Source organism: Methylobacter sp. sgz302048, from assembly GCF_052162025.1.
Taxonomy (GTDB): Bacteria; Pseudomonadota; Gammaproteobacteria; order Methylococcales; family Methylomonadaceae; genus Methylobacter.
The window spans coordinates 1382978-1404394 of sequence record NZ_CP197401.1; the positions used below are offsets into that span (position 1 = coordinate 1382978).

Annotated in this window: 18 protein-coding genes; 13 read left to right on the plus strand and 5 right to left on the minus strand. The window is 55.1% G+C overall.

The window, feature by feature from the left end; genetic code table 11:
• Window positions 1–252: 252 nt before the first annotated feature.
• The 7 genes from ACTNE6_RS06600 (at window position 253) to ACTNE6_RS06630 (ending at window position 4648) form a co-directional block, all read left to right on the plus strand.
• Complete coding sequence (locus tag ACTNE6_RS06600; RefSeq protein WP_442499061.1) at window positions 253–1050, plus strand: class I SAM-dependent methyltransferase; 798 nt, start codon at window positions 253–255, stop codon at window positions 1048–1050.
• Window positions 1051–1171: 121 nt separating this feature from the next.
• A complete protein-coding gene (locus ACTNE6_RS06605; protein ID WP_442499062.1) occupies window positions 1172–1681 on the plus strand; it encodes a YkgJ family cysteine cluster protein in 510 nt (169 codons plus the stop codon).
• A 40-nt stretch (window positions 1682–1721) separates the two neighbouring features.
• Window positions 1722–2135 carry a hypothetical protein gene (locus ACTNE6_RS06610; protein WP_442499063.1) on the plus strand — a complete coding sequence of 138 codons (414 nt, stop codon included), beginning with the start codon at window positions 1722–1724 and terminating at the stop codon, window positions 2133–2135.
• 67 nt (window positions 2136–2202) lie between these two features.
• Window positions 2203–2763: a hypothetical protein gene (locus tag ACTNE6_RS06615; protein WP_442499064.1), complete on the plus strand. Its 561-nt coding sequence runs from the start codon at window positions 2203–2205 to the stop codon at window positions 2761–2763.
• A gap of 49 nt (window positions 2764–2812) precedes the next feature.
• Window positions 2813–3199: a YybH family protein gene (locus ACTNE6_RS06620; RefSeq protein WP_442499065.1), complete on the plus strand. Its 387-nt coding sequence runs from the start codon at window positions 2813–2815 to the stop codon at window positions 3197–3199.
• Between the two features lie 130 nt (window positions 3200–3329).
• The gene (locus ACTNE6_RS06625) at window positions 3330–3797 is read left to right on the plus strand and encodes an SRPBCC family protein (protein WP_442499066.1); all 468 of its coding nucleotides are present in this window, start codon (window positions 3330–3332) and stop codon (window positions 3795–3797) included.
• Between the two features lie 209 nt (window positions 3798–4006).
• On the plus strand, window positions 4007–4648 hold the full coding sequence (locus ACTNE6_RS06630; RefSeq protein ID WP_442499067.1) for a hypothetical protein: 642 nt from the start codon (window positions 4007–4009) through the stop codon (window positions 4646–4648).
• 377 nt (window positions 4649–5025) lie between these two features.
• Here the strand turns inward: ACTNE6_RS06630 and ACTNE6_RS06635 are convergent, their stop codons facing one another.
• Window positions 5026–6828 (minus strand): glycoside hydrolase family 17 protein, encoded by a 1803-nt coding sequence (locus ACTNE6_RS06635; RefSeq protein WP_442499068.1) that lies wholly within the window; start codon window positions 6826–6828, stop codon window positions 5026–5028.
• Between the two features lie 282 nt (window positions 6829–7110).
• Between ACTNE6_RS06635 and ACTNE6_RS06640 the strand changes: the two genes are divergently transcribed.
• Genes ACTNE6_RS06640 through ACTNE6_RS06660 form a run of 5 tightly spaced genes read left to right on the plus strand, consistent with a single transcriptional unit; the run spans window position 7111 to window position 16039 of the window.
• Window positions 7111–9660: an EAL domain-containing protein gene (locus ACTNE6_RS06640; RefSeq protein WP_442499069.1), complete on the plus strand. Its 2550-nt coding sequence runs from the start codon at window positions 7111–7113 to the stop codon at window positions 9658–9660.
• Window positions 9657–11744, plus strand: coding sequence for a PAS domain-containing sensor histidine kinase (locus tag ACTNE6_RS06645; protein WP_442499070.1), 2088 nt, complete (start codon window positions 9657–9659; stop codon window positions 11742–11744). Before ACTNE6_RS06640 ends, ACTNE6_RS06645 begins: the two co-directional genes overlap by 4 nt.
• Window positions 11741–13903, plus strand: a complete 2163-nt coding sequence (locus tag ACTNE6_RS06650; protein ID WP_442499071.1) for a CHASE domain-containing protein — start codon at window positions 11741–11743, stop codon at window positions 13901–13903. The genes ACTNE6_RS06645 and ACTNE6_RS06650 overlap by 4 nt, the downstream gene beginning before the upstream one ends.
• Window positions 13893–14342 carry a response regulator gene (locus tag ACTNE6_RS06655; protein WP_442499072.1) on the plus strand — a complete coding sequence of 150 codons (450 nt, stop codon included), beginning with the start codon at window positions 13893–13895 and terminating at the stop codon, window positions 14340–14342. Before ACTNE6_RS06650 ends, ACTNE6_RS06655 begins: the two co-directional genes overlap by 11 nt.
• Before the next feature lie 2 nt (window positions 14343–14344).
• Window positions 14345–16039, plus strand: coding sequence for a diguanylate cyclase (locus tag ACTNE6_RS06660; protein WP_194968631.1), 1695 nt, complete (start codon window positions 14345–14347; stop codon window positions 16037–16039).
• 5 nt (window positions 16040–16044) lie between these two features.
• Here the strand turns inward: ACTNE6_RS06660 and ACTNE6_RS06665 are convergent, their stop codons facing one another.
• From ACTNE6_RS06665 to putA, 4 genes are all read right to left on the minus strand, one after another.
• Window positions 16045–16704 (minus strand): TlpA family protein disulfide reductase, encoded by a 660-nt coding sequence (locus tag ACTNE6_RS06665; RefSeq protein ID WP_442499073.1) that lies wholly within the window; start codon window positions 16702–16704, stop codon window positions 16045–16047.
• 152 nt (window positions 16705–16856) lie between these two features.
• The gene (gene bfr, locus ACTNE6_RS06670) at window positions 16857–17321 is read right to left on the minus strand and encodes a bacterioferritin (RefSeq protein WP_194968629.1); all 465 of its coding nucleotides are present in this window, start codon (window positions 17319–17321) and stop codon (window positions 16857–16859) included.
• 17 nt (window positions 17322–17338) lie between these two features.
• A complete protein-coding gene (locus ACTNE6_RS06675) occupies window positions 17339–17602 on the minus strand; it encodes a (2Fe-2S)-binding protein (protein WP_442499074.1) in 264 nt (87 codons plus the stop codon).
• A 172-nt stretch (window positions 17603–17774) separates the two neighbouring features.
• A complete protein-coding gene (putA, locus tag ACTNE6_RS06680) occupies window positions 17775–20882 on the minus strand; it encodes a bifunctional proline dehydrogenase/L-glutamate gamma-semialdehyde dehydrogenase PutA (protein ID WP_442499075.1) in 3108 nt (1035 codons plus the stop codon).
• A gap of 196 nt (window positions 20883–21078) precedes the next feature.
• On the opposite strand from putA, the gene ACTNE6_RS06685 reads away from it, so the two are divergent.
• The gene (locus ACTNE6_RS06685) at window positions 21079–21417 is read left to right on the plus strand and encodes an STAS domain-containing protein (RefSeq protein WP_442499076.1); all 339 of its coding nucleotides are present in this window, start codon (window positions 21079–21081) and stop codon (window positions 21415–21417) included.

The following is a 21417-nucleotide window of genomic DNA, read 5'->3' on the forward strand; positions in this document are numbered from 1 at the left end:
CACTCTTGCCTCCGTGCACAGGGGTTACACGGCTATCCGTCGAACTGGCCGTTCATGTGCCCCAGACCTCGATTTTCCGCGTCGAATCCATTGGCAATGTTCGCTTCGCCTTTGTCTTGCCAGGCTTTGCGCGCTATTATGAGCTTTGCTGCAAGCGTTCGAATCAAGCGAATGTTCACGCCATTGCTCCCTGTCTGGAGACTCAATACTGAAGCAGACTGCTCAAGTCAAACGTTATGTGAAAAGGAAAATATGAATACATACAATTGGAATGCTAAAGATTATGAGAGAAATTCACAAGCTCAGCAAGAATGGGCAAGAGAGCTTATTGCAAATCTGAGCTTAAAGGGAAGGGAAGACGTTCTCGATTTAGGCTGCGGTGACGGCAAAGTAACGGCGGAAATCGCTCGATCAGTCGGTGATGGATCGGTTGTCGGCATTGATAACTCGAGTCAGATGATAGATCTGGCAAAGGAAAAATACCCGCAAGACAGCTATTCCAATCTTTCGTTTCAGGCGATGGACGCTGGCGACTTATCATTTGAAGGCTGTTTTGACGTGGTTTTTTCAAACGCAGTGCTGCATTGGGTCAAGGATCATAAGCCTGTTATTCAAGGCTTATATAAGAGCCTCAGGGCTGGAGGAAAAATCCTCCTGCGCATGGGAGGACAAGGCGATGCTGAAGGTATAATTTCAGCTATTAGCGACGTTAAAGCTTCAAAGCAATGGGCGCAGTACTTTACTGAGTTTGAATTTCCCTATAACTTTGTTGGCATCGATGAAACTCAAGTGCTGTTGAAAGAATCCGGATTTTCCATAAATCGTGTCGAACTCATTCCTAAAGATATGACGCATGACGGAAAATCAGGGCTGGAAGGGTGGATTCGAACAACATGGTTACCCTACACGGAACGCATTCCCAAAGAAAAGAGGGAGGCCTTTATCGAAGCGGTTGCTTCGAGTTATCTGGATAAAGTGCCGCTGGGAGCAGATGGTAAAGCGCATGTAGCCATGGTGTTGATTGAGGTTGAAGCAGAAAAAATCACATAGCCGGCGGGCCAGTCCGCCGTCAGGCTGAAATGCCTAGACACATTCAGTGCTCCACAATTATTCAACTCCCGTAAAGGCTTTTTCAAAGCACCATTAGAAATAACAAGGTCAGATTACCAAGATGAAAACACTCGCCCAACTTCATGCCGATATTGAAGCACGCGTACAAGCCATCCGGAGCGCCAATCCCGATTGGCTATGCGGCCTGGGCTGCGACAGCTGTTGCCGGCGGCTCGCCGAAATACCGAGACTCACTGAGGCTGAGTGGGAGCTGTTGCGGGAAGAACTGGCCGCGTTGCCCCCGGAGCAGCTTCGGGAAATCGGTCAGGGCATTGCCGCGTTGGCCGGACAGTCATCGCGGCCCATTGTCTGCCCGCTGTTGGATCAGGCTGCGGGGGCCTGCCGGGTCTATGCCCATCGGCCGGTGGCTTGCCGCACATACGGATTCTACGTCCAGCGCGACAAAGGGCTCTACTGCAAGGACATCGAATCGCGCGTAGCCGACGGCGCCTGGGCCGAGACGGTGTGGGGCAATCAGGACGCCATCGACCGCCAGCTCCGCAGCCTGGGCGATACGCGCGAATTGACCGAATGGTTCGAGCGCTGGCAGAAGAGCGGGGAGATAGGCTGAAATCGTCTAATTACTTGTTATGCATGGGGCGTCACAAGCCGTGATTCCAGTGATACAGGAAGAAAAAACCGGTTGCGGAATCGCATCGGTAGCCAATATCTTGGGCAAGACTTACGCAGAGATGAAAGAAATAGCTAACGCAATGGGGATCTATGCCTCAGATAAATCTCTCTGGTCTGATGCCCAATATGTAAGGCGCATGCTTTCCGCAGCAGGTATTGAAACCTCCGCCGATGAATTGCCTTTTGAATCATGGGACACTTTGCCTGATCTGGCGCTGCTATCCATCAAGCATCATCAGGAAAACGGTAAAAATTTCTGGCATTGGGTCGTGTTTAAAAGAGCAGGGGGCCTTGCCATTGTTCTAGACTCCGCCAGCTATCTGCCATCAAACATTCGAACGGATTTTGATGGCATGCAGCCAAAATGGTTTATCGAGGTGAAAAATGCATGACAATTCATGCAAGCCGCGGCACAGCTTCGCGGCTTAACTCAAACGATGTGCATCTTGAGAGATTCATATGTTTAAATGTTTATTGTTTACCAGCATGCTTTGCCTCCCTATCGTTGCCTGGGCATTCTTTAAGCCCGTTCGGGTTGCGGCGCCTGAACTGACGGGATTGTACTGCGCCAATGACACCTTGTGCATAGACGACATGTCACGCCATCAGGAAGCGGCCCATCTATACGATGAGGCTTTGCATTTTGTCGGCTCGTCGGTCGGTGCAATCGAAAAAAAGCCGAGGGTCATTTTCTGCAGCTCCGAGAACTGTTTTCAAGCCTTCGGGTTAGGAAAACGTTCTGCCGCTACTATAGGGACTTTTGGCATCGTTATCAGCCCTCGCGCCTGGAAACCTTACTATGTGCGCCATGAAATGATTCATCACCTTCAAAATGAAAAACTGGGCATGATCAAGATGTGGCGAGCGCCTGAATGGTTTACCGAGGGCATGGCATACGCCCTGAGCGAAGATCCCCGTCCAAAGCTGTCTGAGCCCTTTGAACACTACCGTTCTCAATTCGAACACTGGTATAAGCAAGTGGGACAGGATCTGTTATGGGAGAAAGCCCGCAATCTGTGAGTGCACGCTAACAAGTTCGTCAAACAAGTCTCAATAAGGAGCGAAGGCAATGGTAGAACACGAAGTAATTGAAGCGATTCGGAGAGCGGACAAAGCGATTGATCAGCGCGATATTGACGCATTGATGGACTTCTACGAAGAAGATGCTACGCTGGTCGTCGAGCCTGGAAGATATGCACATGGCAAAGCTCAAATCGCTGAAGCATTCCGGGCCATATTTGCATACTTCAACGACAGCCTTTTGGTGCGTCAGAGCGACTTTCAAGTCATCGAGGGCGGCGGCGTCGCACTGGTCATCTGCAAGCTTGAACTTTTGGCAGAGCGGTTCACGGAATCCAAGGTCTCCATGTCCAGACGCCCTACCTACATATTCAAAAAGTCCTCAGACGGTAAATGGCGCTGCCTGATTGACAACTCGTACGGGACCGACCTTTGACGCTGCTTTCCTTGGCAAATTTTGCGATAGAGCCAAAAGAAATCAGGCTGGCAAAGCGGCAGTTATCTGTTTGATAGATACTGACGATCGAAGCGTTAAAGCGATCCTCAAATAGACCAAACCCGACATCATGAAAATTTATCAGCTCTACCGGAAGCAAAGGCTAAGCATGAGCCGTCAGCAGGCCTGGGGCTTCTTTTCTTCGCCGCATTATCTCAATGACATCACCCCCGACTTTTTTCATGTCGACATTATTTCGCCAGTGCCCGACGAAATTTATGCCGGCTTGATGATCAGCTATCGAATGAAAGCGGCAGGGGCTATACGAATGGCTTGGTTGTCGGAAGTCAGCCATTGCCAGAAACCGCTGCGTTTCATTTACCAGCAGCGCATTGGCCCATTCAAATTCTGGAGCCATGAGGTGAAATTAAGCGAATGCTCTGATGGCGTCATATTGGAAGATATTGTGTTTTACGCCATGCCTTACAGAGGGCTGGGCGAATTGTTGCATGTCCTGTTAATCGGCGATAAATTGAAACGCATCTTCGATACTCGCCACGACTATCTTCAAGCAAAGTGGGGCATACAAACACAATGATATGCTTACCCGCATCTACGGCAAAGACAACTGTTCAAACTAAACAACCACCTGCTCAAGCGGGTGGTTGTTTAGTTACCGTAAGCGTATCTTCCTATGCTAGCGCGGCAGAATCAGAAATCCAGCGGCTTTAAGATTTATTTAATTTAGTCGTGACTTTCGACTTCAATCTTATTAAGTTAATAGCTTTCCAAATTTCAGGACTCGAAATGAAGCACCGCATTTTTTTCGGCAAATCCACCTCCAGGATCATATTGGCGCTTCTGATTGCTTTACCCATCAATGTATTGGCTGCCGGCGGTTGGAGCTACCAGCAGGATCGGGACCGCTTGACCAACCAGTCTTACAGTTATGCCAGATCGCCGTTGCCGAGCAGTGCCCAGTATGAACTGATCAGGCTCGAGGTTGCCTGTAAGGAAAACAAGCTGCAATTTGTGGTCGATTCCAATAGCCTGATTGCGTCACAAGGCCGGTCTTTTGATGTCGAGTATCAAGTTGACAAAAAACCGCCGGTCACGATTTCGATGAAAACGTTTGCGGATTCCAAGCGCCGCGGCTACACGGATGAGCATGCCAGGGAAATTATCGACGACATTCTGTCCGGGCAATCCATTTTTATTCGCGTCAATACGATGATCAAGCAGGTTCTGACGGCGGCGATTACGCTGGAAGGTGCGGGCCAGCCGATTCAGCAGGTGTTCGCCGATTGCGGCATTGGCGTACCGGATAAAACCGAGGATGGGGCGGCCTATAGCTGGGCCGAATTCGAGCAGGATTTCAAAAAGCTTTCTTCAGCGCAGCAGCAGGAAGTGCTCGGCAAAATCAAGAAAATCATGCTGGAGATGCGTTAAGAATATTCTGTGCCGGTGAGGCGACACTCAACATATCATTAACTGATGTTATGCAGTAAGTTGAATTCAGATCGGCTATCCCGATTTATCGCACCCGAAGGCGAGTTATTTTCTTTTAACAGCCTGTGTAGGCTGGGTTGGAGCTTTAGCGGAAACCCGGCATGGACGGCCGAAATGCTGGGTTTAGCAACCCAGCCTACCGCCGCTAAAAAACTGCGGTGCTCGGCGCGGCAAACGGGATGAAATCGCCTATGCGTAACTTCAGTCAATAATAAGCCACGAACAGCGCGGAATTCTTGCCTGGATTTTCTTCGTGGTTCCATGCCTTAAACGATGCGCATGAAGGCGACTAAAGTCGCCCCCACATTCACAAGCTGTTATTCCTGCTCTGCAGCCTCAACGCTCTGTGGCGTCAGCAAGGCGGTTTCAGCGCTTTCATAGCCGCCGGCCCAAAGCGGTAACGCCAGCGCGCCCAGGCTGGCCAGCCAGACCAGCAATTGGCTGTTGGTGACTGTATAAATGAAAGCCAGTTTGAAGCGTTCGGCCAGGTCGGGATGGGCCTCGATAAAGTCGCGACTGATCAGGAAAGCGCGTGTCTCGCCGGCAATCAGCGCCAGACCCATGACAACGAGGACATAGGCGATAATCCTGTTGCGTTTCGGACTGGCCTGGCTGTAGCCGATCAGTCTGTCGAAGTCCAGCATTCCTGCAGACAACGTCCTCTCATCAAGATAACGCATGGCGATCAGGCCCAGCATGCCGGTCACGGCGATAGAGGTCATGTCATAAGGGAAGCTGATATAGCGCCCGTCCAGCGCCAGCGTATAGGTTTTATAGACAGCCAGCGCGATCAGGATCAGATAGACACCCTGCAGCCAGGCGCCAAGTTTTTCATTGGCTGATCCATTGTTCAGCACGGCCATGGCGCGCTGCACCAGGCAAACGGCCAACAGCGTGTTGATGATAACGATCGCGACAGTGCCGGCGCTTTGCAGCGGGTTGAAGCTGGCGGCCCATAATTCATCGGCATGCATGACCAGCAGTGACGCCAGCAGTTGCGCAAAAGCCAGAAACAGAGCCAAACGCGGCAGCGGCAGCTGCGACAAGGGCTTGAAGTAATAGGCGACGGCCAGCAGCAGGATCACGGTCGATACCATCAGCTTGTTTACCCAGTTCGGATCTTCAACCACTTTGCCGGTCAATGGGAAGACCGGCGTCCGATCGGCGGATAACAGCCCCCAATTCGCGCCCACGACGCCTTCCAGCGCACTTTTCCAGGGCTGGTTGAAGGCTTCGACGATGTTCAGGTCGAAGCCGTTTTTCTTGGATACCTGGATCAGGCCGCGAATGAATTTCGCCTCGTTCGCGACGCTCGGTATGGCCCAGCCGCGCTGGCGGCCATTGCTGGGCCAGCCGGATTCGCCGATCAGGATCGGTTTGCCAGGGTACAGCGCCTGCACTTGGTCATAAACCTGCTTGTAAGTTTTCTCGATATGCGCGATGGCGTCATTGACTTCCAGCGGCTCGTCTTCCCAATAGGGCAGAATATGGATGGTAATGAAATCGACTTCCTTGCCGATTTCGGGGTATTTCATATAAAAGGACCAGACATCGGCATAGGAAACAGGCTGTTTGACGGCTTTTTTGACTTCGCGGATGTATTCGATCAGCTTTTCCGGTGCCATCTCGCCGCGCAGCAACACTTCATTCCCGACCATAACGCGCTTGACGACGTCCGGATTGGCGTTTGCCGAGCGGATCAGTTCCTGGATTTCCAGGTGGTTATGTTCCTTGGCTTCGTTCATTTTCTGCACTTCTTCGGGGCTGAACTGGGCGGGGTCGAAAGGCTGTTCATAGGTCAGCCAGGCGCCCTGAATCATGCTCAACCCGTACTTGCGCGCCAGAGCCGGCACTATCTCGAAGCCTTCCAGGCTCGTATAGGTGCGTATCGAATGGGTCTTGTCGGCCAACAGGCTGATGTCTTCCTCGATTTGCTCGGGCGTCGGTAGTATTTTTTCTATGGGGCTTTGCCCGTAACGGTACGGCGCAAAGGACAGACTGGTCAGTTTGCCGTCCGGTACATCGGGACCGACGTCGACCGGCCGGTTGTTGAGCCAGCCGAACAATCCGTTCAGTACCACCGTCAATGCGACGAGCATAATAAGGCTAGATTTTTTCATGATTTTTATTGAGCAGATGAGAAGTAAGGGCGAGATGACAATTAACCTATTATCCCTTAATAAAGTGGGGCAATACAACGTCAGAAGTCGGTTGTGCCGATCAAGGGATAAATGCCGGATTCACTATTCCGCTTTCTGTTCTGCAAACGGCCGAAGTTGAGAATGACCGCCTTAAAGCGGATAACGCTCAGCTTCTTCCTTGTTTTCTGATTAACTATATTAACGTATAGTTATGGTTATTCGACGATAAAGCGTGCTGTTATACGCTGTAAGGAAGTTAAATTGATTGTAAAAGATTCTACCGTTTATGCCTCTGCAGACGCCATTTCACTATCTGGCAAAAAAGAACCTGCCAGGGATGAAATTGAATCCTGCCGCATCTTGCTGGTAGAGGATGAGCCGGGCGATGCCCATTTGATCCGTTCCATCCTGTGCATGGCCCGGTCCGTGAATTTCGATATCACCTGGGTCACGACGCTTGCCGAGGCACGGGCACAGTTACATGACAGCCCGCCTCACGATGTTTTGCTGCTGGATCTGTCGTTGCCCGATTCCAGCGGCCTCGATACGGTACATGCCGGCCGGCAGGCGGCGGATAGGCTGCCGTTGATCGTGCTGACCGGCCGCGACGATACCGATTTTGCCCTGCAGACATTGACGCTGGGAGCCCAGGACTATCTGGTCAAAGGCTGTTTCGATACCGATAGTCTTGTACGGGCCATTCGTTACGCCATCAGTCGCCGGCGCCTGGAGCAGCGTCTGGCCGAGACCGGCATGCATTTGCAGACCCTGACCAATGCATTGCCGGACATCGTCTGTTTCAAGGATGGCGAAGGGCGCTGGCTGGAGGCGAATGACTTCACGCTTCGGCTTTTCCAGCTCGACAATATTCACTATCGCGGCAGGAAAAGTTCGGAGCTGGCTTTATACCAGAAATTCTACCGTGAAGCGTTCATAGAATGCGAAGCCAGTGACGAGGCGGTCTGGCAGGCTCGCGGCATCAGGCATTCGGAAGAAACCATTCCGCGCCCGGATGGATCATCACTGATATTCCATATCACTAAAGTGCCGCTTTTTCATGAAGACGGCCGCCGCAAGGGACTGGTCGTATTCGGCCGCGACATTACTGCGCATAAACAGGTCGAGGCGCGCCAGCGCCTTGCCGTGCGCGTGTTCGAAACCACAGGCGAGGCCATCATGGTCACGGATGCCGATGCCAATATCGTGGCGGTCAATCCGGCTTTTATGCGCATTACCGGCTATACCGAGCAGGAAATAGCCGGAAAAAATCCCCGTATACTCGCTTCCGGCCGACACGACGCGTTCTTCTATCAGAGCCTATGGCAATCTTTGCATCAGAGCGGCGAGTGGGTCGGCGAGATCTGGAACAAGCGCAAAAACGGCCAAATTTTTCCGGAATGGGTGACGCTGAGCGTTGTCCGGGATGAGGCGGGCAGCGTTACAAATTATATGGCCGTATTTGCCGATCTGAGCGAAATCCGTTACGCCCAGGAAACCGTCGAGCTTCTGGCCTGGAATGATACCCTGACGGGGCTGGCCAACCGCGCGCTGTTCCTGAAGCAGCTGGAACAACTGTTGGCTCATGTGCGGCGCGAGGGCGGCTTTGCCGAGGTGCTGCTGATCAACATCGACCGCTTTAAAAATATCAATGAGGCGCGCGGGTTTGCCGTCGGCGATGCCTTGCTCAAAAAAGTGGCTGAACGCCTGAGCCGGATATTGAAGCCGGGCCAGTTGCTGGCGCGGCTGGATTCCGATGAATTCGCGATACTGTTGCCGGAGCTTTCCGCCTGTCTTGAAGCCGCCGGCCGCGAAGCGCTTGCCCTGAGCGAAACGCTGCGGGCCGTACTGCACGAAAGCATCGAACTGGAAGGCGAAGCCGTGCATTTTGACGTCAGCATCGGTATCGCTTTACTGTCCGAGCCGCTGCAGGAAACCGCCACGGATGTGTTGCGCCAGGCCGACATGGCAATGGCGAAAGCCAAGGCAAAAGGCGGCGGCAACACCGTGTTTTTCGAGACGGCGATGGGCGAGGGCATCAAGGAACGCTTCCGGCTGGAAGGCGAGTTGCGTGCCGCCATCGGCAGCAATCAATTGCGGCTTTATCTGCAGCCGCAGGTCAATGCCGCAGGCAGGCAGGTCGGCGCAGAAGCGCTGGTTCGCTGGCAGCATCCGGAACGAGGTCTGATCCCGCCCGATCAATTCATTCCATTGGCCGAGGCGACCGGCCTTATTACCGCCCTGGACCGTTGGGTGCTGGCCGCAGTCTGCCGGTTATTGGCGGATCTGGAAAACGAGGGCGCTGCCTTGTCCATATCGGTCAACATCAGCCCGCGCCATTTTCGGCAGGCCGATTTTGCCGAAAATATCAAGCACCTGTTAGCCGTCAATGGCGTGAGTCCGGCGCACCTGATACTGGAAGTGACCGAAGGGCTCATGATCGCCGACATGAATGATGTCGTGGCCAAAATGACGGAATTGACCGGATTGGGCGTGCATTTTTCCATGGATGATTTCGGTACCGGCTATTCCAGTCTGGCTTACCTGAAGCGCCTGCCTATCCATGAACTTAAAATAGACAAGAGCTTTATCCAGGAGGCGACTGTCGATCCCAGCGATGCCGCATTGGTGGAAGTCATTCTGTCGGTGGCGCAGCATCTGAACCTGCGAGTCGTCGCGGAAGGGGTTGAAACTCAGGTGCAGGCCGATTTTCTGAACGCGCGCGGCCCAATCATTCATCAGGGGTATCTGTATGGCAGACCTGAGCCGGTCGAATCCTGGCGGGCCCGCCTGCATAGTGCGGAGACGGCGTGAGTTTGAAAATGTCGCCGGCGCCTGCCAGTCCGGAGCGATTGGTTTTGGGCGTTCTGCTGGCCGATCTGCTCGCCTTTGCCCTGGCGGCAATGTTAATTTACCAAAGCTATCAGCAAAGCCGGGCACAAGCCGGACTGGGGGCGCTGTTGATGCTGATGGCGCTGGTTTCGATGGGGCTGGCTTATCGGAGCTGGAAGCGTCAGCAGGAGGCGATCGAGGCGCTGTCGAAACAGGAAGCCAAATACCGCACAGTGGCCGATTGTATGTTCGACTGGGAATACTGGCAGGGGGCGGACCAGGAAATCATTTACATGTCGCCTGCCTGCGAGCGGGCCACAGGTTATACGCAAGCCGAATTCATCGCCGACCCCGACCTGCTCATGCGCATTATTTATCCCGAGGATCGCCCGATCATGACGCGGCACTTTCACGATATAGCCCGCGGAGTCAGGGAGTCGGTCGATTTTCGCATCGTCAGGCGCGACGGCGAAATCCGCTGGATCACCCATTACTGTCGGGCCATTACCGGCGACGGCGGGCAATCGATGGGGCATCGCGCCAGCAACCGTGACGTCACGGCTGCGCATCAGGCCCAGGCCGCCTTGCGGGCCAGCGAGGAAAAGCTGCGGGGACTTTATGAATTGGCGCCATTGGGCATCGCCCTGACCGATATGCAAGGGCATTTTGTTGAGTTCAATCGCGCTTTTTTGACGATCTGCGGCTATTCGGAGCAGGAACTCAGAGCCCTGGATTACTGGACGCTGACGCCGGAAAAATACGCCGCTGACGAGGCACGGCAACTGGAATCACTGGCGCAAACCGGACGCTACGGCCCCTATGAAAAGGAATACCGGCGCAAGGACGGCAGTCTGGTGCCCTTGTGCCTTAACGGCGTGCTGATAAAGGGCGCAGACGGCAAGGATTATATCTGGTCCATCGTCGAAGACATTACCGATCGCAAGCGTTCGGAGGAGGTACTGAGACAGAAAGAGGCTCTGTTGCGCACTGTCCTGGATTCGTTGCCGGTAGGTGTTTGGGTGACCGACACCAAAGGCACAATCCAGACGGCCAACGAAACGGGACGACGCATATGGGGCGGCGCCCGGTATATCGGGCCGGAACACTACGACGAATACACCGGCTGGTGGCATGATACCGGCAAGCTCATCGAAGCGCAGGAATGGGCGGCTGCCCGCGCCATCAGAAACGGCGAGACGTCACTTGATGAGGTCGTCGATATCCAATGCTTTGATGGTACGCGCAAAACAATCCTGAACTCGGCCATTCCGCTTCGGGATTATCATGGCGAGATCATGGGGGCGATCATCGTCAATCAGGACATCACCAAACGCATAGCCGCCGAAGCTGCGCTGCTGCAATCGAATGTCGATCTCGAACAGTTCGCCTACAGTGTCTCGCACGATATGCGCCAGCCGCTGCGCACTGTGGTCGGCCATCTGCAACTGCTGGAAAGGGGATTGAGCGGCAAGCTGGACGATGAGGACAGGGAAAACCTGAATTTTGCGCTGGACGGCGCCAGGCGCATGGATGAGATGATCGTATCGTTGCTCGATTACTCGCGCGTGGGCCGCAAGACCGAATCCAAACGCTGGATGTCGAGCAAAGAGGCGTTGGATGAGGCGCTTGGCTTCCTGGCTCCCGCCATCGAAGAGGCCGGCGCCGAGCTCAATATCGGTGGCCAGTGGCCGCGCATCTTTGCCAGCCGCGACGAAATGACCCGGCTGTTCCAGAACCTGATCGGCAATGCCGTCAAGTATCATGAGGCCGGGCAGTCGCCGCGCATTGAAGTGGAATCGGCTGTATCGGCGAACAGCTGGCGCGTCAGTGTGCGCGATAACGGCATAGGCATCGATCCGCAGCAGATTGACCGTCTGTTTCATTTTTTCAGCCGATTGCAGTCGCGGGCCCGTTTTGAAGGGACAGGCATGGGGCTGGCGTTGTGCCGCCGCATAGTCGAGCATCACGGCGGCCGCATCCGGGCGGAATCGGCGGGCGAGGGACAGGGCAGCACGTTTATTTTCGAACTGCCCATAAAGCCGCCCGAAGAAGAGGCTCGCTCATGAGACCGGCTATTGGAAATGCTCATTTCCTGCATGGCGGGATAGGTTCGCAGTTGCTGTTTTTTCTTGTGCTGAGTGTTTCTCTGGGCACAACCTATGCGGTCTGGCATAACGCCCGGCAACAGGCCGAGCAAAACCTGAAAACCGATTTCGATTTCCGCGTGCGCGAAACCGTGGAACACATTGAACAGCGTATGGCCACTTATGAACAGGTGTTGCGCGGCGCGCGCGGGTTATTCGCAGCGTCCGTCAATGTCGAGCGCGACGAATTCCGAAACTACGTTGCGATGCTGCAGCTTGAACAGCGTTATCCGGGCATCCAGGGGCTCGGTTATTCGCTCATCGTGCCCAAAGCGGACAGGGACGAGCATATCAACGCCATGCGCCGGCAAGGCTTTGCCGATTATACGATCCATCCTGAGGGTGAGCGCGAAGTCTATACATCCATTGTCCAGTTGGAACCTTTCAGCGGCCGCAATCTGCGCGCCTTCGGCTATGACATGTATGCCGAGCCCGTGCGGCGGGCGGCCATGAGGCAGGCGCGGGATCTGGGCGGAACCAGCGTTTCAGGCAAGGTGAAGCTGGTACAGGAAACCGATGAGCAGGTGCAGGCCGGATTTCTGATGTATCTGCCGGTCTACAGGAACGGTTTGCCGCATGACACACCGGCAGAACGCCGCGCCAATATCGTCGGCTGGGTGTACGCACCGTTTCGCATGGATGATCTGATGATCGGCATCGGCGGTGAGCGCGCCGCCGAACTTGATCTCGAAATTTATGATGGCGAGGCTGTGTTCGGGCAGGCAAAAATGTTCGATAGCCACAACATATCCGGCAATATTCATACGCAGCCCCCGCGCTTCAAAACCGTCAGGCACATCCGGATCGCGAACCATCCCTGGACGCTGGCGATACACTCCCAGCCGGCGTTCGAAGCGCGTATGAGCAGGGGCAAACCGAAACTCATCGCCATTGTCGGCATCGCGCTGAGCCTGTTGCTGTCGCTGCTGGCCTGGCTGTTGGCGACGGGTCAGGCGCGTGCGCTCGCCTTAGCGGAAGGCATGACGCGCGAGCTCAAGGAAAGCGAAATGCGCTTTCGTCTCATGGCCGACTCGGCGCCCGTGCTGATATGGATGGCAGGCAAGGATAAGCGCTGCTTCTGGTTCAACAAAGGCTGGCTGGATTTCACCGGCCGGAGCATGGAGCAGGAGATAGGCGACGGCTGGGTGCAGGTGGTGCACGCGGACGATCTGCAACGCTGTATCGACTGTTATGTCAGCCATTTTGACCGCCGTGAGCCGTTCCGGATGGAATATCGTATAAAGCGCCATGACGGCGAATACCGATGGATTGCCGATGTCGGCATACCACGCTTTGATGATAGCCACAATTTTATCGGTTATATCGGCTCGGGCTTGGACATTACCGAGCATAAATTGACCGAAGAAGCCTTGCGGCGCGCCAATGCCGAACTGACCCGCTTTGCCGAGATTTCGGCGCACCATTTGATGGAACCGGTGCGCCGTTTCACAATCTATACACAACGTCTCCGGCAGCGTCTGACAGAACTGCATGAAGATCAGGAGATCGGCATCTCTCTCGATACGCTCGAGAGAGATGCCGACCATTTGCGCGGACTGGTGCGCGATATTCAGCTTTACCTGGCGGCCGGCGAGCCGCACGGCATTCTGCGGTTAGAGGATGCGAACGCGGCGCTGACAGCTGTCAAACAGCGCCTGTCTTCGCGATGGACGGATCTGGAGGCCATCGTCATGGCCGGAAATCTGCCGCAGGCCATGCTCGACCGCCCGCGCCTGATGGATTTGTTCACGGAGATACTGGATAACGCATTGCGCTACGGTAGGCCTGTTGATGCCGGCAGCCGGCCACAGGTTTACATCAGCGGTGAGCGCGACGGCGCGCTGAGCCGTTACCGTATCAGCGACAATGGCGCCGGCATTCCTGTCGAGTACCGCCGGCGCGTTTTCGAAATTTTCGAACGCCTGAAACCCGGCAGTACGGAAGGTTCGGGCATCGGCTTATCGATTGCCCGGCGCATCGTCGAGAGCCGCAATGGCAGCATTTGGATAGAAAACGCGCCACAGGGCGGCGCCATGGTCGTGTTCGAATTGCCGGATGGAAAAATAAAAAATGATGCTTGAAAATGCCCAACCTTTCGATATCCTGCTGATCGAAGACGAGCCGGCCGACGCCAATCTGGTGCGTGCGGCGCTGAAGCAGAACAAAGTCTTCTGCAATCTGCACCATGTAAATGACGGCGTTGAGGCTCTGGCCTTTCTGCACCGCGAGGGGGACGCTTACCGCACGGCGCCGCGCCCTGACCTGATTCTGCTCGATCTCAATATGCCGCGCATGAATGGCCGCGAGTTGCTGTCGGCCGTCAAGTCCGATGAGGCGCTGGCGAGCATTCCGATCGTGGTATTGACGACTTCGGATGCCGAGCGCGATGTGCTGGCGTCCTACCAATTGGGCGCAGCCAGCTACATCACCAAGCCGGTGGATATGGAACAGTTCATCGACGCTATCCGCCAGATCGATAGCTACTGGTTTACCCTGACGCGCTTGCCCAGGAAGAGTTAAATATGATCGATACGACACTCTGTCGCGTATTGCTGGTCGAGGATGAACCGGGCGATGCCCATCTGATTCGTTCGACCTTGCTCGCGGCCCGGTCCGTGAATTTTTATATCACCTGGGTCGCTACGCTTGCCGAGGCACGGGCACAGCTCCATGAGAGTCTGCCTTACGATGTTTTGCTGCTGGATCTGTCATTGCCCGATTCCAGCGGGCTTGAAACCGTGCACGCCTGCCGGCAGGCGGCGGGCCCGCTGCCCATCATTGTACTGACCGGCCATGACGATACGGATTTCGCGTTGCGTACTCTCGATTACGGCGCTCAGGATTATCTGGTCAAAGGCAGCTTCGACACTGAAGGCCTGATCCGCGCCATCCGTTATGCCATCAGCCGGGCCCGGCTGGAACATCGCCTGCACGATTCGGAGCAGTTCGCCATTTCGACGATAGACGCGCTGAGCGCGCATATCTGTGTGATTGATCGGAACGGCAAAATAGTCATCGTCAATCAGTCCTGGCGCAATTTCTACGAGAAAAACTTCCCCGGACATAGCGATTCCATGTCAGGAACCAATTACCTGACAGTCTGCGATAACGCTGTCGGTCCCGGTTCGGAGCAGGCTGCGTCAATGGCGGCCGGCATCCGGTCTGTCATCGAGGGTGAACAGGATACTTTCGTCATGGAATATGCCTGTCACTCGAAAAATGAACAGCACTGGTTCGTCGCGCGCGTGACGCGCTTTCAAACCGATAGCCGCTATGTTGTCGTATCTCATCAGGACATTACCGAACGCAAGCTGGTCGAGGCACGCGACCGCTTGTTGGTCGCTGCGCTCGAAGCCGTTAATCACGGCGTCGTCATTACCGATACCCAGGCCAGGATCGAATGGGTCAACCCGGCCTTCGAGACGTTGACGGGTTATGCAAAGGAAGAAGCGATCGGTTTCCGGCCGACGGAGCTGGTGAAATCGGGTCTGCAGGACGAGGAGTTCTATCAGAATTTATGGCAGACCATTCTGAAAGGCGGCACCTGGCATGGCGAACTGATCAACAGACGCAAGGATGGAAGCCTTTATTATGAGGAATTCTCGATCGCTCCGGTCAGAGACGAGAATGGCGCTATCAATCATTTTGTCGGCGTCAAACTCGACATCAGTGAGCGCAAGCGCCTGGAAGCCGAACTCTGGGAAATGGCTACGACCGACGCGCTGACCGGCCTATTCAACCGCCGTCATTTTATGGCCCGGCTGGCCGAGGAGCTGGCGCGCCTGCAGCGCCTCGAACACCATCATGTATCCGTGCTTATGCTGGACATCGATCATTTCAAGCACATCAATGATACTTACGGCCACGCGGTCGGCGATGAGATACTCAAGCATATTGCAACGCTCATGCGTCACGAATTGCGCAGGATCGATACGATAGGCCGGCTGGGCGGCGAGGAGTTTTCTATCTACCTGTCCGGGACAGACTTGGCGGCGGCCGTTGTTTTTGCCGATCGTTTGCGTCAGAAAATTGCGGACATGCCACTGAAGATCGACGGCCAGTCCATCTCCACGACGGTAAGCATCGGCATTGCGGCTATGGAAGCGGCAGATGCCCAGGCCGACGCAGTTCTGATTCGCGCCGACCATGCGCTTTACCGCGCTAAATCAGGTGGGCGCAATCGGGTCAAGGTTACGTGCCGGCATTGTCCGGATTGACGGGATTATTCCTGCAGCAAATCCTTTATGCGCGCTTCCAGTTCCGGACAGGCGCCAAAGGCGCAATCCCTTAAAACGCCGCGTTTGTCGACCAGAATATGCGAAGGCGTGCCTTTCAGGTCGAAACGCTCGAAGGTTTCTGCCCGGTAAGTCAGGGATTGAAAATAGCGCTTTACCTGTTTTTCGATTTGCTGTTGATGCGCTTCCGATTGCTGGTCAAAGTCGGGCACGCGCGCCCTGATGAAAGACAGGATGTCTTCATCGCTCATGTTGTCTTCGCGCTTGTTCAGGCGATCCATGGCCAGCGGAAAAGGGATGCGATAGGGCAGGCATCCGTCGATCAGTTCGCCGCGCTGGCTCAATGCGAGCAGCGTCTCGCCGACAACCTGGCCTGTTTCGGCCAGCCTGACCAGATTGTTCAGATTGTTTTTATCGAAATCCTCAAACGCCGTCGCTACGCCTAAAACCGACAATCCCTGACCCGTATAACGCTCATGCAGATAGATTGCTTGCGGCAAGGCATATAAAAAACAGCCCGGACAGTTGACCTGAAACACTTCCACCAGCACGACCCGGCCTGTCATCTGATCGAAATTGACCGGCCCGCCCTGAACCCAGTCGGAAACCGATAACAGCGGCGCTGGCTGGCCTATTTGTGCGGTCATTTTTGCTCTCGTAAACGGAATAGTTTGTGGAGGCGACTTCAGTCGCCTTCGTACTTAAATCCGGAGTAAAAAATAGATACGTGATGCGGCCAGGGCTTGCGGTATAAGAACGCTTCAGTATTAGATGATCGGGAGCGCATTGGCGAGCCGTTTTACATTTGCGATTGCAGGTAATTCTGCAGCCCGACCTTGCCGATCAGTTCAAGCTGGGTCTCCAGCCAGTCGACATGTTCTTCCTCGCTTTCGAGGATGTGTTCGAGGATTTCCCTGGAAATATAGTCCTTAACGCTTTCGCAGTAGGCGATCGCTTCCCGGAGCAGCGGGATGGCGTTGTGTTCCAGTTTTAAATCGCATTCGAGCATTTCCTGGGGATTTTCGCCGATCAATATCTTGTCGAGGCTTTGCAGGTTGGGCAGGCCTTCCAGAAACAGGATGCGTTCGATCAAGCGATCGGCGTGCTTCATTTCATCGATGGACTCGTGATAGACCTTCTCGTTCAGCCTTTGAAAACCCCAGTTTTTGTACATGCGGGCATGTAAAAAATACTGGTTAATGGCGGTCAGCTCATTAGTCAGCGCCCTATTGAGATACTCGATAACCTGGCTGTCTCCTTGCATGCTACACCTCTTGTTTGCTAATACGCGTTAAGAATGGGTTCATTTGATGCTTCCTGCATTATAGATGGCTGCCGGCGGTTTCCGTCAAGCAGTTCCTTGATCTGTTTATTGCACTTCCCGCAATTTCTGCCGACGCCAAGGCAATCGAATATCTGTTTGCGCGTGCTAACGCCATTATTAATCGCGTTTTTAATCTGGGAATCTGTGACTGCTTTGCAAACACATACGTACATGGGAATCTCCGGTAAAGTAGTATTTTTACAAATGATAACAATTCTCATTTGAAACACAAAGCATATTTTTGCGATTCATTAACTTGCGGGGCGGCTTTGCCTGTAGCATGGCAGATCGAGCTGGTAAATCCTAACGCAAACCCTGAGTTGGGTAGGCTGGCTTGGTAAACCCAGCATTTCGAAGTCTGATGCCGGGTTTACGCTGAAGCTCCAACTCAGCCTACCGCAAATCCTGAGTCAGTAACGCCGCATTGCCGCCGACTGCGGCGGTATTGGTCGTCACGGTCTGTTCGACAACGAAGCGGCGCAGATAATCGGGGCCGCCGGCCTTAGGTCCGGTGCCTGAAAGCCGCATGCCGCCGAAAGGTTGCACGCCGACAACCGCGCCGATCATATTGCGGTTGACATAAACATTGCCGACTTTGGCGCCTTGCCGGATTTTTTCGGCCGTCGCTGCAATACGGCTGTGTATGCCCAGCGTCAGGCCGTAGCCGGTGGCGTTGACGGCGGCAATGACCTGGTCGAGATCGGCTGCGCGGTAACGGACCAGGTGCAGGATCGGCCCGAAGACTTCCTGGGTCAGTTGCGACAGCGAGTCGATCTCGATCAGGGTCGGCGCGATAAAGCTGCCATGCTGCAAGGCATCATCCAACGGCAGTTGATAGAACAGCCTGGCCTGCTGCTTCATTATTTCAAGATGCGCCGTCAGCGGCCCCAGCGCGGCATGATCGATCACGGGGCCGATGTCGGTCGAGGTCAGGCCGGGATCGCCGATTGATAACTCCTGTATGGCACCGGTCAGCATGGCGATGGTTTTATCGGCGATTTCCTCCTGCACAAACAGCACGCGCAAGGCCGAACAGCGCTGGCCGGCGCTATTGAATGCAGACAGCAAGGCATCCTGCACCAGTTGCTCCGGCAGGGCCGAACTGTCGGCGATCAGGGCATTTTGGCCGCCGGTTTCGGCAATGATCGGCACGATGGCCTGATGGTGCTCGGCCAATTGCCTGTTGATAAACCTAGCCGTGGCCGTCGAGCCCGTGAAGGCGATGCCGGCCACCTGCGGATTAGGCAGGACATACTGGCCGGTCGTACGGCCGTCTGCCGGTACGAATTGCAGCACGGATTCGGGTATGCCGGCCCTGTGCAGCAAGCGCACGCAGTGCATGGCCGTCAACGAGGTCTGGCTGGCCGGCTTGGCGATGACGGCATTGCCGGCCGCGAGCGCGGCAGCCACTTGGCCGGTAAAGATCGCGATCGGAAAATTCCACGGGCTGATGCAGACATAGACGCCGCGGCCATAATGATACAGCCGGTTGTCTTCGCCGACCGGGCCGGGCAGTCGGATGGGCTCGCTGAATAATTCAAGCGCGGATTGCGCATAATAACGGCAGAAATCGACCGCTTCCCTGACTTCGGACAGGGCGTCCCTGATCGTGCGGCCGCCTTCGCGAACACATAGCGAGACCAGCTCCAGGCGATGCTGTTCGAAAAGGTCTGCGGCCCGCTTCAGGCAGGCCGCGCGCGCCTCGACAGAGCAATGCCGCCAGTCTTCAAAAGCACTGGCGGCGCTTGCCAAGGCGCGTTCAATAGTGTCCTGTCCGGCATGACTGACCGTGCCGACCGTCAGCCGGTTGTCCCACGGATTGACGATGACCTGTTCCTCGCCCGAGCAGAGCTGGCCGTCGATCAGCGGCGCGGCCGTCCAGTGCCGGTCGGCCAGGGCGTTCAGATCCTGCTGCAATTGATTCAACACCTCGGGATCGGCCAGATTGACGCCGCTCGAATTAAGCCGCTTTTCGCCATAAATATCGCGCGGCAGGACTATCGGCGATTTCAGTCCTGCCGCCTCTGCCGTTGCCACCGGATCGCCGGTCAGTTCCGCCACGCTGATGTCGGGATGGTCGATCTGATTGACGAAGGACGTGTTGGCGCCGTTCTCCAGCAGGCGCCGGACCAGATAAGGCAGCAGTTCGTGATAATGCCCGACCGGCGCGTAGACGCGGCAGGGAACCTGCCAGCCCTGATGTTCGATGATTTCGTCATAAAGCGCTTCGCCCATGCCGTGCAGGCGCTGGAATTCATAGCCCGGATGCTGCTTGCCCATCTGATGGATGGCGGCAAGCGTGTGCGCGTTATGGCTGGCAAATTGCGGATAAAACGCATCGGGCCGCGACAGGATGAACTGCGCGCAGGCCAGATAGGAGACGTCGGTCGCCGATTTGTGCGTGAACACCGGATAATCGCTGAGGCCGTTTTCCTGGGCCCGCTTGATTTCGCTGTCCCAATAGGCACCTTTCACCAACCGCAACGGAATCCTGCAATGCCGGGATTCTGCCAGCGCAGTCAGCCAGCGGATGACCGGCAGGGCGCGTTTCTGGTAGGCCTGCACAGCCAGCCCGAGGCCCGGCCAGCCGTCCAGTTGCGCCAGCACGGCGGCAAAGATCGTCAGGGACATGTCCAGGCGCTCGGATTCTTCCGCATCGACGGTCAGGGAAATGTTGGCCGCGCGCGCATGATTGGCCAGATGCAGCAGCCTGTCCGTCAGTTCGCTAACGGCGCGCGCCCGTTGCAATGGCTCATAGCGCGGGCACAGCGCCGATAATTTGACCGAAATGCCCGGATTGGCATAAATGTCGTCGTTGCCGGCATGCCCGGCCAGTGCAGTGATGGCCCTGGCGTAGGACTGGAAATAACGCTCGGCATCGGACGCCGTCAACGCGGCCTCGCCCAGCATATCGAATGAATAACGGTAGGTTAGCTGCTGTTCGCTATGGGCGATGGCCTGCTCGATCGTTTCGGCGATGACAAATTGCAGGGCCATATGCTGCATGGCCTGATTCAGGGCGTTGCGGATGAGCGGCGCGCCCATTCGGGACAGCAGTTGCTCGAAGACCGGAAACCAGTGCTGTTCCGATAGCGCCGTCAGTTCTTCGAATTGCCGCGTAAACACCAAGGCGCGCGTCGACAGATTGACCCAGAAGGAGTCGCTTTGCTGGACGTGGCGCTGCCAGTCGGCGACAGTCAGCTTTTCCTGCAAAAACTGGTCCTGCGTCCGGCGGTCGGGAATGCGGAGCAGGGCTTCGGCAATGCTCATCAAGACAATGCCTTCCTGGGAGTTGAGCTGGTATTCGTGCAGGAACGCTTCAATCGCGGTGTGCCGCTTTCGGGCTCTGACCGCGTTCACCAGCGCTTCGGCAGATGCGCCGACGGCAGACGCATCGTACGTATTCAGGCTTGCCGTCAGCGCCGCGATGATGTCCTTCTCATCGGCCAGATAAGCCTGGCTGATCGCCGTGCGCAAGGTTGTTGTCGATGTGTCTGCCATACGGGTTCCGCCCATAAAATCGTGAACTTTTTGCTGAATTTTAGACTAATGAAACAAGGGATATCTCAAAAATTTGTTGGATGACGACATGAATTAATTATCCTGATAACATGCAAAAAGAGATGACATTTTTATAGGGTGCCGGGCTTGCGAGCCGGCAGACCAGCTGATTGAACTGGAACAGAAGAAAAACAAGATGAAATTGAATCAGGAAAAACTAGATGGCTATAACGTGCTGTTCATTCAAGTTGAAAGGATAGATGCCCACAACTCCGGGGAATTGAAGGAATATATTCTGGGTATGATCGAGCAGGGCGAGACGAATATCATCGTTCAGCTGGAGCGCGTGCGCTTTATCGACAGCTCAGGTTTAGGCGCCTTGCTGTCCGGCTATAAAAACACGGCGGCCAGGTCAGGCAAGCTGGCCTTGTCCAACTTGCAGCCGCAGGTGCTGTCGATGTTTGAACTGACCCGCTTGAACCGGGTTTTTGAAATTTATGCTGATTTGGATGAGGCATTTGAAAGTGAATCGTAG